At 68.7% G+C, this 15,494-nt stretch carries 16 protein-coding genes; 9 read left to right on the top strand and 7 right to left on the bottom strand.

Annotated features, from left to right (window positions below; all coding sequences use genetic code 11):
• Positions 1-57 precede the first annotated feature (57 nt).
• The 4 genes from phnC to BHQ18_RS14330 form a co-directional block, all read right to left on the bottom strand.
• Complete coding sequence (gene phnC / locus BHQ18_RS14345) at positions 58-861, bottom strand: phosphonate ABC transporter ATP-binding protein (RefSeq protein ID WP_069414370.1); 804 nt, start codon at positions 859-861, stop codon at positions 58-60.
• A 5-nt stretch (positions 862-866) separates the two neighbouring features.
• The gene (locus BHQ18_RS14340) at positions 867-1,835 is read right to left on the bottom strand and encodes a phosphate/phosphite/phosphonate ABC transporter substrate-binding protein (RefSeq protein ID WP_069414282.1); all 969 of its coding nucleotides are present in this window, start codon (positions 1,833-1,835) and stop codon (positions 867-869) included.
• A gap of 30 nt (positions 1,836-1,865) precedes the next feature.
• On the bottom strand, positions 1,866-2,528 hold the full coding sequence (locus BHQ18_RS14335) for a phosphonatase-like hydrolase (protein ID WP_069414281.1): 663 nt from the start codon (positions 2,526-2,528) through the stop codon (positions 1,866-1,868).
• Positions 2,529-2,620: 92 nt separating this feature from the next.
• A complete protein-coding gene (locus BHQ18_RS14330; protein WP_069414280.1) occupies positions 2,621-3,736 on the bottom strand; it encodes a TIGR03364 family FAD-dependent oxidoreductase in 1,116 nt (371 codons plus the stop codon).
• 108 nt (positions 3,737-3,844) lie between these two features.
• On the opposite strand from BHQ18_RS14330, the gene BHQ18_RS14325 reads away from it, so the two are divergent.
• The 3 genes from BHQ18_RS14325 to BHQ18_RS14315 are packed head-to-tail and all read left to right on the top strand — an operon-like array spanning position 3,845 to position 6,222.
• On the top strand, positions 3,845-4,366 hold the full coding sequence (locus BHQ18_RS14325; protein WP_234794177.1) for an HD domain-containing protein: 522 nt from the start codon (positions 3,845-3,847) through the stop codon (positions 4,364-4,366).
• On the top strand, positions 4,363-5,073 hold the full coding sequence (locus BHQ18_RS14320; protein ID WP_069414278.1) for a GntR family transcriptional regulator: 711 nt from the start codon (positions 4,363-4,365) through the stop codon (positions 5,071-5,073). Before BHQ18_RS14325 ends, BHQ18_RS14320 begins: the two co-directional genes overlap by 4 nt.
• Positions 5,074-5,130: 57 nt before the next feature.
• The gene (locus tag BHQ18_RS14315; RefSeq protein WP_069414277.1) at positions 5,131-6,222 is read left to right on the top strand and encodes an NADH:flavin oxidoreductase; all 1,092 of its coding nucleotides are present in this window, start codon (positions 5,131-5,133) and stop codon (positions 6,220-6,222) included.
• 40 nt (positions 6,223-6,262) lie between these two features.
• Here the strand turns inward: BHQ18_RS14315 and BHQ18_RS14310 are convergent, their stop codons facing one another.
• Entirely contained in the window at positions 6,263-6,661 is a 399-nt protein-coding gene (locus BHQ18_RS14310; RefSeq protein ID WP_069414276.1) for a DUF302 domain-containing protein, read from the bottom strand.
• A gap of 40 nt (positions 6,662-6,701) precedes the next feature.
• A complete protein-coding gene (locus BHQ18_RS14305) occupies positions 6,702-6,971 on the bottom strand; it encodes a metal-sensitive transcriptional regulator (RefSeq protein ID WP_069414275.1) in 270 nt (89 codons plus the stop codon).
• Positions 6,972-7,090: 119 nt separating this feature from the next.
• Between BHQ18_RS14305 and BHQ18_RS14300 the strand changes: the two genes are divergently transcribed.
• From BHQ18_RS14300 to BHQ18_RS14285, 4 genes are all read left to right on the top strand, one after another.
• A complete protein-coding gene (locus BHQ18_RS14300) occupies positions 7,091-8,470 on the top strand; it encodes a rhodanese-like domain-containing protein (RefSeq protein WP_069414274.1) in 1,380 nt (459 codons plus the stop codon).
• Between the two features lie 208 nt (positions 8,471-8,678).
• Positions 8,679-9,452, top strand: a complete 774-nt coding sequence (locus BHQ18_RS14295; RefSeq protein ID WP_069414273.1) for a sulfite exporter TauE/SafE family protein — start codon at positions 8,679-8,681, stop codon at positions 9,450-9,452.
• Positions 9,453-9,469: 17 nt separating this feature from the next.
• Positions 9,470-10,840: an MBL fold metallo-hydrolase gene (locus BHQ18_RS14290; RefSeq protein ID WP_069414272.1), complete on the top strand. Its 1,371-nt coding sequence runs from the start codon at positions 9,470-9,472 to the stop codon at positions 10,838-10,840.
• A gap of 44 nt (positions 10,841-10,884) precedes the next feature.
• A complete protein-coding gene (locus tag BHQ18_RS14285) occupies positions 10,885-11,715 on the top strand; it encodes a TspO/MBR family protein (protein ID WP_069414271.1) in 831 nt (276 codons plus the stop codon).
• On the opposite strand, the gene BHQ18_RS29125 is transcribed toward BHQ18_RS14285, so the two are convergent.
• The gene (locus BHQ18_RS29125; protein WP_084294063.1) at positions 11,642-11,848 is read right to left on the bottom strand and encodes a zinc-ribbon domain-containing protein; all 207 of its coding nucleotides are present in this window, start codon (positions 11,846-11,848) and stop codon (positions 11,642-11,644) included. The genes BHQ18_RS14285 and BHQ18_RS29125 overlap by 74 nt on opposite strands.
• A gap of 43 nt (positions 11,849-11,891) precedes the next feature.
• Here BHQ18_RS29125 and BHQ18_RS14280 point away from each other — a divergent pair, with 43 nt between their 5' ends.
• Positions 11,892-13,133: an oxygenase MpaB family protein gene (locus BHQ18_RS14280; RefSeq protein WP_069414270.1), complete on the top strand. Its 1,242-nt coding sequence runs from the start codon at positions 11,892-11,894 to the stop codon at positions 13,131-13,133.
• Positions 13,134-13,158: 25 nt separating this feature from the next.
• Positions 13,159-15,492 (top strand): Tex family protein, encoded by a 2,334-nt coding sequence (locus tag BHQ18_RS14275; RefSeq protein WP_084294062.1) that lies wholly within the window; start codon positions 13,159-13,161, stop codon positions 15,490-15,492.
• The last annotated feature ends 2 nt before the right edge of the window (positions 15,493-15,494 follow it).

Genomic DNA, 15,494 nt, shown 5'->3' with positions numbered 1-15,494 from the left:
CACCGGGCCGGATGCGCGGGGCGCCGGAGGCCGGCGGGCGCTGCGCCAGCGACGTGTTCACGGTGTGCGGGTTACCTCGGGTTCGACACGCCGGTAGATGCCCATCACGTCGTCGCGGTTCAAGCCCACCGCGGGCCGGTCCAGGACCTTGCAGCCGTTGCGCAGCCCGATCAGTCGGTGTGCCCAGCCGAGCGCGAGGTCGACCTGGTGCAGTGTGCACACCACGGTCAGCTTCTCTTCGATGCAGATCCGGAACAGCAGATCCATGACGACGCCGGCGTTCTCGGGATCCAGCGAGGCGACCGGCTCGTCGGCGAGCAGCAGCGCCGGCCGCTGCATCAGTGTCCGGGCGACCGCGACCCGCTGCTGCTGGCCACCGGAGAGCGTGTCGGCGCGCCGCGAGGCGAAGTCGGCGAGCCCGACCCGGTCGAGGTGGGTCAGGGCCTCGGCGCGCATGCCGCGCGGGTAGGTCAGCGCGCCGTAACGCGGCAGCGACAGCCGGCCGAGCCCGCCGATCAGCACGTTCTCCAGGCAACTGAGCCGGCCGACGAGGTTGAACTGCTGGAACACGAAGCCCACCCGGCGGCGCAGCGCGCGCAGTTCGGCGGCCGACGCCCGGTCCACCCGGGTGCCGCCGACGTTGACCTGACCGGCGTCGACGGGGTGTAAACCGTTGAGGCACCGCAACAATGTCGACTTGCCCGATCCGGACAAGCCCAGCAGCACCAGCAGTTCGCTGCGGTGCACGTCGAGCGAGACGTCGTCGAGTGCCACCGTGTCACCGAATCGTTTGGTGAGGTTGCGCACCGCGACCACCACATCGTCGCCTGCGACCGCATGGGCGGGGTCGACGACGTCCATGGCGGTCAGCCCTTGCACTTTTCGGAGCCGGTGACCTCGCAGACCTTGCGCACGCCGTCGTAGGCCGAGTCGTCGACCGGCACCACCCCCCAGGCGCGTTCGTCGGTGATCAGGCAGTCGTCGCCGGTGCAGAAGCCGGCCTCTTCGAACGCCTTCGCGTTGGCTTTTTCGGTGAAGATCGCCGACAGCTTGTCGATGGCCTCGGCGCCCAGCGATTCGTTGGCCGCGAACACCGAACCGGTGATCATCTCCGACTTCCACACGGTCTTGAGGTCACCGGGCGCCAGATCACCCTTGGCGACCATGGTTTCGTCGACCATGCTGTCGAAGGCGAAGCCGGCGTCGCAGTCGCCGTTCTTGATGGCCAGCGCCGAGGCGTCGTGGCCGCCGGCGTAGATCGGGGTCATCGCGGCCGAGATGTCGGCCTCAGAGCCCGATTTGATCACCCCGGCCTCGATGAGGCCCGCCGACGGGTAGAGGAAGCCCGACGTGGAACCGGGATCGACGAAACACACCTTCTTGCCTGCGAAGTCGGGCAGGCCGTTGACCGCCGCGTTGTCGGAGCGGGCCAGGCCGTAGGACTGGTACCCGGGCTCGGCTCCCTCTTCTTCGATGACCGCGCCCAGCGGGGTGATCTTGGCGCCGTTGACCGTGGCGACGACGTAGGCGAAGGGGCCGAAGAACGCGAGGTCGACGTTGTCGGCGATCATGCCCTCGACCACACCGGCGTAGTCGGAGGCCTGGACGAACTCGATCGTCGATCCGGTCTCCTGCTCCAGCATCTTGATCAGCGGCTCATAACTGGCCCGCATGTCGGTGGAGTTCTCGGCGGGGATGGCCGCCAGGGTGATGGTGTCGGGGAAGCCGGCCTCGTTGGCGGCGCCGGCTCCGGAGTCGTCGCTCGAACATCCGGCAAGGGTGAGCGCCACGCAGGCGGCGGCGGTGGCGATGCGGGATACGTGGTGTGATGGCATGTCGAACAATCCTTTTCGGCTTCGGTTACGTCAACTCAGGAGGATCGGGGGCAGGTCGGCGACGGAGTCCAGTACGTGGGTCGCGCCCGCTTCGCGCAGGGTCTGCGCGTCGTGCGCTCCGGTGAGCACCCCGGCGACGACGCCGGCGCCCGCCTTCAGGCCGGTGGCGATGTCGCTGGCGGTGTCGCCGGCGACCGCGACGTGGCGGACGTCGTCGACACCGGCGCGCATCAGCGCGGTCAGCACGAGATCCGGGCTCGGCCGCCCGCGCACGCCGGCGCCGGGCGCGAGCACGACGTCGGCGACGTCCTGCCAGCCGAGAGCGTCGAGGATGCGGTGCTGCGTCGCGGAGCTGAACCCGGTGGTCAGCGCGATGCGCACGCCGGCGTCGCGCAACGACGAGAACGTCTCGGCGGCACCGGCGATCGGGCGCACACCGCCGTCGATGAGGCTCTCGTAGGCCTTCTCGAACGCCGCGTTGGCTTCCTCGGCGCGGCCGCCGAAAAGGTGGGTGAACACCGCGATCTTGGACTGGCCCATGGTGTCGAGGACGTATCGGCGGGCGGCGTCGCGCTCCGCTCCTTCGGCGGGGACGCCGACCGCGGTGGCGGCCTCCTCGAACGACCGCAGCACCAGCCCGTCGTCGCTGACCACGGTGCCGGCCATGTCGAAGACGGCTAGTTCGATTCGCATGTACTCACCTTCGGGTGCGGGCCGGACCGCAGGGTTCCGGAGAACGGAATTCCGGATGAACAGCGGACATCCATCTGGTCTAGGCCAATCACTCACAGGCCGATCAGGTCGGCGGTCTGCTCGGCCAGCGCCGGCCCCAACGTCATCCCGCGGCCGCCGGGCCCGGTCACCAGGTGCACGCCCTCGGCCGGGGTTCGGCGACAAACGATCTGGCCGGCGTCGGTGCTCTGGCTGTAGACGCCGGCCCACCGCCGGTGCACCGGTGGCAGGCGCCGGCCGAGCAGTTCCTCGACCAGGGCGACCAGGTAGTCGTAGGGGCCTTCGCCGACGTCGAACGGGAACGGTTCGCGGTACTCGTGGGTGTCGCCGATGGTCAGGCCGCCGCCGAGGCGCTGCACGCACAGCAGCTGCATGTGGTGCTGCTCGGCGACGACATCCTGCGGCTGGGTGCGGTTGAGCCCGTCGAGCGCCTCACCGGCGAATCCCGGGTAGTAGCGCAGGCTGTCGCCGTCGGCGATGGAAGTGGTCAGCGGTTCGCCGAGCGCGGCGGTCTGCATCATCTGCAGGCGCACCCGCCGCACCGGCAGTTCACCGGCCAGTTCGCGGACCAGCCCGCTGTGGGCGGCGCCGGTGCACAACACGACGAGGTCACCGTCGTGCAGTCGCCCGTGGTCGTCGCGGACCCGGGTGCCGTCCACGGCGCGGGCCTCGACACCGGGCAGGAAGATGTACCGGCCGGTCGCCTCGAGGTGGGCACGCAGCGCGGGCATCGCCTGGCGCGACTCGACCGTGGCGTCGCGCGAGCAGTGCAGCGCCGCCAGGAACTTGCCGCGCAGCGCCGGGTTCAGAGCGCGCGCCTCGTCGGGGTCGAGAACGGTGAAGCCGCGGGCGGGAGCGTCCGGGCGTTCGGCAACCTCGTGGGCGACCGCGATTTCGGCGGGCGTGCGCAGCAGGGTCAGCGATCCGTTGGCCCGGAAACCCACGCCGGGCACGTCGGCGCCGATCTCCTCCCAGAGTTGCCGCGACCGCAGCGTGATCTCGAGTTCCTCGGAGGCCCGGCCGGACACCCAGACCAGGCCGAAGTTGCGGACCGTGGCGCCGCGCGCCTCTGCCTCGCGTTCGAGGTGCACGACCTCGTGCCCGCGCCGGACCGCCTCGAAAGCGTGTGCCGTGCCGAGGATTCCGCCGCCGATGATGATGAGTCGCACAGCCGGACAATGACGCGGGCGGACGACCCCGCGGCGACCGGCCGCTGACGTCCGGAAAAACGCACGATGAACGATTGGTATAGACCAATTTCTGGTAGGTTTCCGCGCGTGAGCGGAAGCGATCAGGTGGTGGCGGTGCTCGAGTCGCTGCGCGGGGTCTGGGACGAGGACGCCGTCGACGAGTTCGACCATGCGTGCCAGTCGGCGGCGCTGGCGGTGGCCGACGGCGCCGACGACGGGCTCGTGCTGGCCGCGGCCCTGCACGACGTCGGGCACAGCCCGTTGTTGGCCGACGGGTCGCGGGCCCACGACGTGATCGCCCGCGACTGGCTGGCGCCGCGGTTCGGCGCGCGCGTCGGATGGCTGGCCGGTGCGCACGTCGCCGCCAAGCGCTATCTCGTCGCGACCCGGCCGGGTTACGGGCAGACGCTGTCGGCGGTGTCGGTCGCGTCGCTGGCATGCCAGGGCGGCGCGGCCGCCGACGTGGAGTTCGCCCGGCATCCGTGGTGGCCGGATGCGTTGCGGCTGCGGGCATATGACGATGCCGCCAAACAGCCCGGCGCGCCGGGCATCGAGCTCGACGCGCTCATCGGCATCGCCGAACGCCTCGCCGTCGCCGCGGGCCGATGACCGGGGCGACGCGCACGTCGAAGGCGTACCGGGTCCGCACGGAGCTCGACGATCTGCTCGCCGGGCTCGATGTCGGTGACCCGGTGCCCGCGGAGCGGGAGCTGGCGGCTCGTTTCGACGTCGCCCGCGAGACCGTGCGCCAGGCGTTGCACGAACTGCTGGTCGAGGGGCGCATCGAACGTCGCGGTCGAGGCACGGTCGTGTCGCGGCCGAAACTCGTGCAGCCGCTGTCGCTGCGGTCCTACACCGAGGGCGCAGAGCGGATGGGCCGGGTTCCGGGTCGGCAGCTCATCAGTTGGGACGATGTGCGCGCCGACGAGGAATCGGCACGCGCACTGGGCATCCGGCGCGGCGCGAAGGTGATGCGGCTCGAGCGGGTGCTGCTGGCCGACGGGGAACGCATCGGGCTGGAGAGCACTTATCTTGCGGTGTCCCGGTTCGGTTGGCTGCGAACGACATTCGATCCGGGCACGTCGCTGTATTCGGCGTTGCGGGAATCCGGCGTGACGTTCGGCGCCGCGCTCGAGCGGATCGAGACCGCGCTGCCGTCCCCGCGCGAGGCGCTGCTGCTGGGCACCACGACCGCGATGCCGGTGCTGCTGCTCAACCGCCGCACGGTCGACCAACACGACGAGCCGATCGAACTGGTGCGGGCGCTGTACCGCGGTGACCGGGTCGCGTTCGAGGCCCTGCTCGTCGACCGCTGAGTCGGCCCCTCCCCGGGCGATGGAATCACCGGCGTCGGCGTCGCGTTGGATCGGTTCGTGGCGATTGACGACCTCTTCCGACCCCTCACCGTGCGCTCTCTGACGGTGCCCAACCGGTTCGCGATGGCGCCGATGACCCGTCAGGCGTCGCCCGGCGGGGTTCCGGGCGCTGACGTCGCCGAGTACTACCGGCGCCGGGCCGCCGGCGGGGTCGGTCTGATCATCACCGAGGGGGTCCGGTTACCGGATCCGGCGGCCGGTTACCCGTTCAGCATCCCGACGCTCGCCGGTGACGAAGTGCTCGCCGGCTGGCGGCGCGTCGTCGACGGTGTGCACCAGGAGGGCGGCCGGATCGCCGCGCAGCTGTGGCATCAGGGCGCTGAACGCGCGGACGCCGACGGTGTTGACCCCGTCAGCCCCTCTGGCGTCGACGGGCTCGGCAAGCCGAAGGGGCGCGCTCTGGAGACCGACGAACTTCCCGGAGTCGCCGCGATGTACGCCGATGCTGCCCGCACTGCCAGGGAGATCGGCTTCGACGCCGTCGAACTGCACGGTGCGCACGGGTACCTGCTCGACGAGTTTTTCTGGGAGCGCACCAATCTGCGGACCGACGGCTACGGTGGCTCGCTGGCCGCGCGGACCCGGTTCCCGGCCGAGGTGGTGGCCGCCGTCCGCGCCGCGGTGGGCCCGGACTATCCGATCATCTTCCGGTTCTCGCAGTGGAAGGGCGCCGACTACACCGCCACCATCGCCGAGGACCCGCGCCAGTTGCAGGAATTGCTCGCTCCGCTGGCCGACGCCGGCGTCGACGTCCTGCATCCCTCGACCCGCAGGCACTACACGCCCGCGTTCCCCGAACATGGCGAGGCCAGCCTGGCCGGGTGGACCAGGAAGGTGACCGGGCTACCGGTGATCACGGTCGGTTCGGTCGGACTGGCGACGCAGTTCCGCAGCGAGAAGCGGGGCCAGGTGATCGCGCCCGCCCCGGTGGACCACCTGGTCGCGCAGTTCGACGCCGACGAATTCGACATCGTGGCGATCGGACGCGCGCTGCTCGCCGACCCGGGCTGGGCGAATCGGCTGCGCGGTGGCGAATTGAGCGGGTTCGGTGGCTACGACCCTGAGACCGCGCTGGCAGCGCTCGCCTAGGTCGCGACGGTGTGGCTTTTGCGAACGCTCGGCTCGCCCCTCACCGAGACAAGGCGTCGATCGCCGCTTTCAGCTTGCTTCCGACCTCATCGGCAATCGGCTTGAGCCCCGGTTCCTCGGTGACGTCGACCAGCAGCTGCGGGTTCATCGCCTCGACGAGCGTCGTCTCCGGGTCACCCGGATCGGTGCGTACGACGACGTTGCACGGCAGCAGTAGCCCGATCTGACGCTGCACGTCGATCGCCCGGTGCGCGAGCGGCGGGTTGCATGCGCCGAGGATGAGGTAGTTCTCCATGTCCTCGTCGAGTTTGTTCTTCAGCGTCGCCTTCACGTCGATCTCGGTCAGCACACCGAATCCTTGGTCGGCCAGTGCCTCACGGGTAAGCGCCACGGCATCGTCGAAGGACGCCCTGAGGTGGGTGGCCAGGGCAATACTCATGATGACTCCTTTGTCTGTCTGGTTTGTCTGTCTGGGACGGTCAGGCCAGAGCGAGGAAGAGCTTCTCCAGTTCAGCCTCGGTCATGGGCTTCTCATTACCCTCCGGGTCGCCGGTCACGCATTCGCGTAAACCCGTGGCGACGATCTTGAAGCCGGCGCGATCGAGCGCCCGCGACACCGCCGCGAGCTGAGTTACCACGTCTTTGCATTCGCGGCCCTGCTCGATCATCGCGATCACGCCGGCCAGTTGTCCTTGGGCACGCCGCAGCCGGTTGAGCACGGCGGCGATGGCTTCCTGGTCACCAACCACGTTTCCTCCACTTCTCCTGACTCCGCGTCACATGCGGAATATATACCCCATGGGGTATTGTCCAATATACCCATAGGGGTATTCGGCCTCATCGCCTGATTATTGAAAGGGGCTCGGACATGATCCTCGAGCAGTACTACATCGAATGCCTGTCACATGCGTCGTACCTGATCGGTGACGAGTCGACCGGACGCGCGATCGTGGTGGATCCGCGCCGCGACATCAGCGAATACCTGGCCGACGCACACCGGTACGGGCTCACGATCGAGGGCGTGATCAACACCCACTTCCACGCCGACTTCGTCTCCGGCCACCTCGAGCTCGTCGATGCGACCGGCTCCTGGATCGGCTTCGGCGAGTCTGCCGACACCGATTACCCGATTCGCCGACTGGCCGACAACGAACACCTGTCACTGGGCGATGTCGATCTGGAGATCCTGGCGACACCCGGACACACCTGGGAGTCGATCAGTGTGCTGGTCCGCGAGCGCGCCGGCGCCGAGCCGACGGCCGTGCTGACAGGGGACTCGTTGTTCATCGGTGACGTCGGCAGACCGGATCTGGTCAACATCGGGGACAGCTCGACCAGCGACCTGGCGCGGGCGATGTTTCATACCATCCACGACAAGCTACTGAAGCTGCCCGACCACGTACGCGTGCTGCCGGCACACGGCGCCGGCTCGTCATGCGGGAAGAACCTGTCGTCAGAGCTCACATCGACGATCGGCGAACAGCGAAGGAGCAATCCGTCGGTGCAACCGATGAGCGAAGAAGCGTTCGTCACCATGATCACGCGGGGTCAGCCCGCCGCGCCCGCATACTTCGCCTCCGATGCCGCCATGAACAAGCGGATCCACCCGCTGCTGCAGCAGGGGCGGACTGTACCCGAGATATCGTCCGGTCAGATTCGCGCCGCGCTGGCCGCCGGTGTGCGGGTGCTCGACGCCCGCAGCGTCGATGACTTCGCCGCGATGCACCTGCGCGGGTCGGTGAACGTGGGCTTCGACGGCCGATTCGCCGAGACCGCGGGCATGGTGGCCGAGGTCGGCGAGCCGGTCGCGCTGATCACCTACCCGGGGCAGGAGCAGGCGGCCGCGCTACGGCTGGCCAGAATCGGATCGGACAATGCCATCGGATACCTCAACGTCGGCCACGACGGACATTTCCCTGACGGACTGGCCGACCTGCTGCAGCCCGCATCTCGGACCACGGTTGCCGAACTGGAAGAGTCGGTGGGCGAGAACAGCGTGACAGTGATCGATGTTCGCAACCCGGGAGAGCGCGAAGCCGGCGCCATCGGAGGCTCGATGCACATCCCGCTGGCACAACTGCGGACCCGCATGGGCGAAGTACCGACCGACAGGCCGATCGTCCTGCACTGCGCGGGGGGCTGGCGCTCCAGCGTGGCCGCATCACTCCTGCGCGCCAACGGCTTTGATCAGGTCTCCGATCTGCTCGGCGGGTACAACGCGTGGGCGCACACCCATGCCGCGGTCTGACACCACGTCACGAAGGGAACATCAGCATGTGCTACGCGATTCGATGCCCGTCCTGCAATAAGACGACGTGGGACGGTTGCGGCCGGCACGTCGATGACGTGATGCGCGCCGTGCCGGCCCCCCAGCAATGCCGTTGTCGACGGGCGTCCGAACCGCCGCGCCGGGCCACGCGCAGGTTGTGGCGTCGGTAGCGGGGTACAGGGCATTCATGAGCTTGGGGATCGGCCTGACCCTCGGTGCGCTGATCGGCGTCCTGTTGGGCCTGCTCGGCGGCGGGGGATCGATTCTCGCGGTCCCGGCGCTGGTCTACGGGTTGGGTCTGGGCGTCGAAGAGGCCATCCCGGTCTCGCTGATCGTCGTCGCCGCTGCCTCGGCGGTCGGAGTGCTACCGAAAATCCGCGCCGGACAGGTTCGATGGCGAATGGCCGCAATCTTCGCGACGGCCGGGGTCCCGGCCACCGTTGTCGGCAGCACCGTCAGCAGACACCTGCCCGAGTCTGCAGTGCTGATCGGATTCGCGGTGGTGATGGTCGTCGCCGGCCTGCGTATGCTGACCGACCAGGCCAACACCGGCACCGCATGCGAAGTCAGATCCGGTCAGGTCAACTGGCGACGCTGCGCGCCGCGGTCGATCGGGGCCGGCCTGGTGGTCGGCGTGCTGACCGGTTTGTTCGGCGTCGGCGGCGGCTTCCTCATCATTCCTGCCCTGGTGGTAGTGCTCGGGGTCGAAATGTCCACCGCCATCGGCACTTCACTTGTGATCATCGTCGCCAACTCCGCAGCCGGCATCTTCTCGCACCTCCAGGGGGTCAGCGTCGACTGGTCACTCACCGCGGCGTTCGTCGCCACCGCGATGGCCGCCTCGCTGGTCGCCGGATACTTCGGCGCCCGAGTCGACACCGACCGTCTGCAGCGCTGGTTCGCCTACCTCGTATTCGTCGTCGCCGCATACGTGCTCGTCGACACCGTAGTCCTACGTTGACCACAGAAAGGAAAATCATGAACGTCTCGATCATCGAAACATCCGGCCTCGGTGACCGCAGCTATCTGATCACCCACGACGACATCGCCGTGGTGGTGGACCCGCAGCGCGACATCGACCGGGTGCTCTCGCTGGCGCACGACAGCAAGGTCCGCATCACACATGTATTGGAAACGCACCTGCACAACGACTATGTGACCGGAGGGCTCGAACTATCGCGCACGGTCGACGCCGAGTACGTGGTGCCGGCCGGCGACGACGTCCGCTACGCCCGTCGCGCCGTCAGCGATGGTGACATCATCGACGCCGGGCCCATCCGGTTGGAGGTGATGCACACGCCGGGCCACACTCACCATCACGTCAGCTATGTGCTCCGCGACGACGCCGACGAGGTTCTCGGCGTCTTCACGGGAGGTTCGATGTTGTTCGGCACCACCGGACGGACCGATCTGATCAGCCCGGATGACACCGAAGAACTCACCCGGGCGCAATTTCTTTCCGTTCGTAGGCTCGCCGCGCAGCTGCCGCCCGAGACCCCGGTTTATCCCACCCACGGATTCGGCAGCTTCTGTTCGGCCACACCGGCTTCCGGCGATGAATCCACGATCGGCGAGCAGCGGCGCGACAACCCCGCACTCACCCAGGACGAACAGAGCTTCGTCGAGGAACTGCTTGCGGGATTGTCGGCCTACCCCTCGTACTACGCGCACATGGGGGCTATCAACAGCGAAGGACCGCCACCGGTGGATCTTACGCCACCCCAGCCGATCGACCCGACTGAGTTGCGCCGCCGCCTGGAGGCCGGTGAATGGGTTGTCGATCTCCGTAACCGGACCGCATTCGCTGCCGGACATATTCGGGGTACCTTGGGGTTCGAGTTGTCCGGCTCCTTCGTCAGCTACTTCGGGTGGCTCTACGAGTGGGACGCGCCGGTGACGTTGATCGGTGAGACACCCGACCAGATCGCCGACGCCAAAAGGGAACTGGTGCGCATCGGAGTGGACCGCTTGACTGGTGCCGCCGCCGGCGACATGGACGAGCTCCGTGACGGAAGTGCGCTCGGCTCGTATCCGGTCGTCGACTTCACTCGGCTGGCCCACGAGCGCGAGGCGAAATCGGTGGAAGTCCTCGATGTTCGGCAGAACCACGAATACGGCGCCGAGCACATCCCGGACGCGCTCAACGTTCCGCTGCACGAACTGCCGACACGGCTCCACGAGGTCCCGTCCTCGACGGTCTGGGTGCACTGCGCGTCGGGCTACCGGTCTTCGATCGCGGCCTCGTTCCTCGACCGGGCCGGGCGCGATGTCGTCCTCGTCGACGACGAGTTCGACAATGCGGTGAAACTCGGCCTCACTGTCACCGATGACGGACAGGGTTCGGACTAACGGTTAGCGGGCATATACCGCAGACCTGGCCCAGAGGAGTAGTGATGACCAGCACCACCGTCCGTCGTCCGACCTCGTCGCTGGTGCTGCCGGTGGCGGTCTGCCTGGCCACAGCGGCCACGTTGTTCGTCAACTATCTGGCCAACAGCCTCCCGATCAACGGACAGACCACGGGCGACGTCACCCGCCGCGTCGAGGTGTCCTTCGTGCCCGCCGGCTACGTGTTCTCCATCTGGAGCCTGATCTATCTGGGGTTGATCGCCTACAGCGCGTATCTCGTCGTCGCGGCGGTCAAGGGTCGCCCCGACAGCGGCGCCGCCGGCGCGATCGCCCCGTGGTATCTGCTGACCGCGCTGGCCAACTGCTGCTGGCTGTTCGCCTGGCACCACAACATGTTCCCGCTGAGCATGCTGCTGATGGTGGTGCTGCTGAGCGCGCTGATCGTGATCTACCGCCTGCAGGTGGCCCGCCCGGCGACGTCGACGCTCGAGCGGTGGACCGTGCACATCCCGTTCCGGGTGTACCTGGGCTGGATCTCGGTGGCCACGATCGCCAACGCGACGATCACGCTCGACGACGCCGGCTGGAACGGGTTCGGCATCTCAGAGCCGACGTGGGGTGTGATCATGATCCTCGTCGCGGCTGCGCTCGGCGTCGTGATGACGTTGCGGCACAAGGATTTAGCCTACGCACTGGTGATCATCTGGGCGCTGGTCGGGATCGCCGTGCGGCTCAACGAGACCACGTCGGTGCTTGTCGCGTCGCTGGCCGGGGCCGCGGTGGTCGCGGTGGCGCAACTGCTCAACCTGCAAGGGCCGCTCCGCAGATCCCGCACACCTCGAACTCCCGGCGCCGCCACCGCGCGACCGGAATGAAGAACAGCGAGAACTGCTTGAACTCGCGCATCCTGCTCCACTGCGTCGTGTTGTGGCAGCGCGGGCAGGTCCGGACCTGACCGGCGCCCAGATACTTCTGCTTGACGCCGTATCCGAACAGGAAGAAGAACACGACTCCAGCCTACGGAGCGGCGTCATGCGCTAAGACTGAACACATGCCGGCGTCCTCCCCCACCGCTTTTCGGTATCCGCAGTTGAGCGACCGTCGCCGGCGGCAGCGCGCTCTGGTCAAGCGGCTCACCGGCATCGACCTGTATCCCTCCGACGACGTCGCTCGCGCCTTCATCGCCGGGCTCACCGAAGGCGACCCGGTCGCGGAGCGGTTCGTCGCCGAGACCTACCACGGTGACCTCGGCGCGCGGAGAGCCCGCGACCTGGTCGAGGCTGCGCAGCGCGACGGTATCGATGCGGTACCCGAGGCGCCCGAATCGATGCGAGCGCTGTTCGAGGAGTTCGAGCAGGTGCCCGAGTGGGTCGACCCCGACCTCGTCGAGCAGGGCGCAGCGGTGTGGCGGCGGTGGGCTTATGCCTTGGGCGCCCTTGGCAACGCCGGCACCAACGACACCTACACCGAGGGCTGGCTCGCCGTGCCGCTCTCGCTGTCGGGCGGCTACGCGGGTGAACGTGCGCTGCACCGCTACCTGGAGACCTCGCGGTGGTGGATCGAGGTGTGCCGGCCCGGTGCGATCCTCACGCCGGGCTCGGAAGGCCGCAACATCTCACTGCACGTACGCATCATGCACGTCAGCGTCCGCGACCGGGTGCGGCGTCACCCGGAGTGGAACACCGCACGGTGGGGGTTGCCGATCAGCCAGTCGGCGATGCTGTTGACCCTGCTGGGCGGAAGCGTCGCCCCGGCGCTCGGGCTCTACCCGCTGGGCCACCTCACGTCGCGGCGCGAGATGCGCGCGGTGCTGCACTTCAACCGCTACTGCGGGTACCTGGTCGGGGTGCGTTGCGACGGCTACTTTCCCGAGACCGTCGCCGACGCCTGGCGCATCCTGTTCATGGCCGACGCGGCGCGCAGTTACGACAGCGGTCACAGCGGCGTCGAGTTGGTGGAGTCGTTCGTGCCCGCGTTCAGGCCGGCGCCCCAGCATCGTGGGCTGGCCCGGCTGCGCGCCGAATACCACTACCGCGTGCAGGCCGGTTATCTCGGCCTGTACATGTTGCCGTGGAACCGCAGGCGCTACCGGCTGCCCTCGGCGGTTCCCGGAGTTCTGTTGCTGCTGGCGCGGGCACCCGTCGTCCTTGCGCTGGAACTCGCGCGGCGGGTGTCGCCAAGGGTGGATGCGCGGTGGCAGCGGTCCAACCTGCGACGGTGGGAGAACTGGCTGCGGTGGCAGTCGGACGGCAAGGCGGCGGCCTTCCAGGCCGCGGTTCCGTTGCGTCGTTGAGCCGGCCGACCTGTAGAGTCTTCCCGTGCTCCAGAGCTCACCGCAGAAATCTGTAAATGCCCGCCTTGCTGAGGAATTGGCGGTCGACGAGGCCCAGGTCACGGCCGCCGTCCGGCTGCTCGACGAGGGTGCGACGGTTCCGTTCATCGCCCGGTACCGCAAGGAAGTGACCGGCAGCCTCGACGACGGCCAGTTGCGCACGCTCGAGGAGCGGCTGCAGTACCTGCGGGAACTCGACACCCGGCGGGCTGCGGTGCTCGCCTCGATCGACGAGCAGGGAAAACTCACCGACGAGCTGCGGGCCGCGCTGCTGGCCGCGGAGACCAAGTCGCGGGTCGAGGACATCTACCTGCCCTACAAGCCGAAACGCCGGACCAAGGCGCAGATCGCCCGCGAGGCCGGTTTGGAGCCGCTGGCCGACCGCCTGCTGGCCGACCCGACCCGCGCCCCGCTGGAGGTGGCCGCCGAGTTCGTCACCGGTGAGGTCGCCACCGCCGAGGCCGCACTCGACGGCGCCCGGCACATCCTGACCGAGCGGGTCGCCGAGGACGCCGAACTGGTCGGCGCCGTCCGCGAGAAATTCTGGAACGGTGGCTCGCTGCGGACCGGCCCGCTCAGCGACGAGGTCGCCAAAACCCCGGCAGCACAGAAGTTCCGGGACTACTTCGAGTTCAGCGAGCCGCTGGAGAGCATGCCGTCGCACCGGGTGCTCGCGGTCATGCGCGGTGAGAAGGAGGAGGTGCTGGCGCTGACCTTCGACGGCGGTGACGACGCCGGCTACCACGTGATGATCGCCGAGACCCTCGGGGTCGACATGACCTCGACGGCCGCCGCGACGCCGTGGCTGGTGGGCACCGTGGAGTGGGCCTGGCGCACCAAGCTGATGATCTCGGCGCGGGTCGACGCGCGGGTCCGGTTGCGCAGGCGCGCTGAGGAGGAGGCGGTCGCGGTGTTCGCCAAGAACCTCAAGGACCTGCTGCTGGCCGCACCGGCCGGTAACCGCACCACCCTCGGCCTGGACCCCGGTTACCGGACCGGGGTGAAGGTCGCCGTCGTCGACGGCACCGGCAAGGTCGTCGACACCACCACGATCTTCCCGCATCAGCCTCAGCGGCAATGGGATTCGGCGAAGGCGGTGCTGGCCGCGCTGGTCTCCCGCCACGGTGTCGAGCTGATCGCGGTCGGCAACGGGACCGCGTCGCGGGAGACCGACGCGCTGGCCACCGAACTGATCGCCGACATCCGCGCCGCAGGCGCCGACGCGCCGGCCAAGGCGATGGTCAGCGAGGCGGGCGCCTCGGTGTACTCGGCATCGGCGTACGCCGCGCACGAACTCCCGAACCTCGACGTGACCCTGCGCGGCGCGGTGTCGATCGCGCGGCGCCTGCAGGACCCGCTGGCCGAACTGGTCAAGATCGACCCGAAGTCGATCGGGGTCGGCCAGTACCAGCACGACGTGACACCGGGCACCCTGGCCCGCAGCCTCGACGCCGTGGTCGAGGACGCCGTCAACGCGGTCGGCGTCGATCTCAACACCGCCTCGGTGCCGCTGTTGTCCCGTGTGTCGGGGGTGTCGGAGAGCCTCGCCGAGGCCATCGTCACGCACCGCGACAAATCCGGTCCGTTCCGCAATCGCCAAGCGCTGCTGGAGGTTCCGCGGCTGGGCGCCAAGGCCTTCGAGCAGTGCGCGGGGTTCCTGCGGATCCGCGGCGGCGACGATCCGATCGACGCCTCCGGTGTGCACCCCGAGGCCTATCCCGTCGTCCGGCGCATCCTGGACCGGTCCGGCATCACGCTGGCCGAGCTGATCGGCAACGAGCGGGCGCTGCGGACGCTGAAACCCGCCGAGTTCGCCGACGACCGGTTCGGCGTGCCCACGGTCACCGACATCCTCGCCGAGTTGGAGAAGCCCGGCCGGGACCCGCGGCCGGCGTTCACCACCGCCACGTTCGCCGCCGGTGTCGAGAAGATCGCCGACCTGAAGGTGGGCATGGTGCTCGAGGGCGTGGTCACCAACGTCGCGGCGTTCGGCGCGTTCGTCGACGTCGGTGTCCACCAGGACGGCCTCGTGCACGTTTCGGCGATGTCCGACCGGTTCGTCGCCGACCCGCACGAGGTGGTGCGCTCCGGTCAGGTGGTCCGCGTCAAGGTCGTCGACGTCGACGTCGACCGCCAGCGGATCGGGCTGAGCCTGCGCCTGAACGACACCCCGCAGCCCGCCAAGAACAAGCGCCCGGACCGCGGGCCGGCACCGCGCCGCACGCAGCCGCCGCGTCGCGACAAGGACGCCGGCCGCCGGGCCGCGGCACCGACCGGGTCGATGGCCGACGCGCTGCGTAAGGCCGGCTTCGGCAAGTGAAC

The sequence above is a fragment of the Mycolicibacterium flavescens genome, from assembly GCF_001722335.1.
In the GTDB taxonomy this organism is placed as follows: domain Bacteria; phylum Actinomycetota; class Actinomycetes; order Mycobacteriales; family Mycobacteriaceae; genus Mycobacterium; species Mycobacterium flavescens.
Note: the sequence above shows the minus strand (reverse complement) of the source record. Positions and strands in the feature narration are given on the sequence as shown.

Coding starts and splice junctions, on each gene's coding strand:
- BHQ18_RS14320 (WP_069414278.1), top strand. CDS start 4,363: ATGACCGGGGCGACGCGCACGTCGAAGGCGTACCGGGTCCGCACGGAG.
- BHQ18_RS14300 (WP_069414274.1), top strand. CDS start 7,091: ATGATCCTCGAGCAGTACTACATCGAATGCCTGTCACATGCGTCGTAC.
- BHQ18_RS14280 (WP_069414270.1), top strand. CDS start 11,892: ATGCCGGCGTCCTCCCCCACCGCTTTTCGGTATCCGCAGTTGAGCGAC.
- BHQ18_RS14290 (WP_069414272.1), top strand. CDS start 9,470: ATGAACGTCTCGATCATCGAAACATCCGGCCTCGGTGACCGCAGCTAT.
- BHQ18_RS14310 (WP_069414276.1), bottom strand. CDS start 6,661: ATGAGTATTGCCCTGGCCACCCACCTCAGGGCGTCCTTCGACGATGCC.
- BHQ18_RS14295 (WP_069414273.1), top strand. CDS start 8,679: ATGAGCTTGGGGATCGGCCTGACCCTCGGTGCGCTGATCGGCGTCCTG.
- BHQ18_RS14340 (WP_069414282.1), bottom strand. CDS start 1,835: ATGCCATCACACCACGTATCCCGCATCGCCACCGCCGCCGCCTGCGTG.
- BHQ18_RS14335 (WP_069414281.1), bottom strand. CDS start 2,528: ATGCGAATCGAACTAGCCGTCTTCGACATGGCCGGCACCGTGGTCAGC.
- BHQ18_RS14285 (WP_069414271.1), top strand. CDS start 10,885: ATGACCAGCACCACCGTCCGTCGTCCGACCTCGTCGCTGGTGCTGCCG.
- phnC (WP_069414370.1), bottom strand. CDS start 861: ATGGACGTCGTCGACCCCGCCCATGCGGTCGCAGGCGACGATGTGGTG.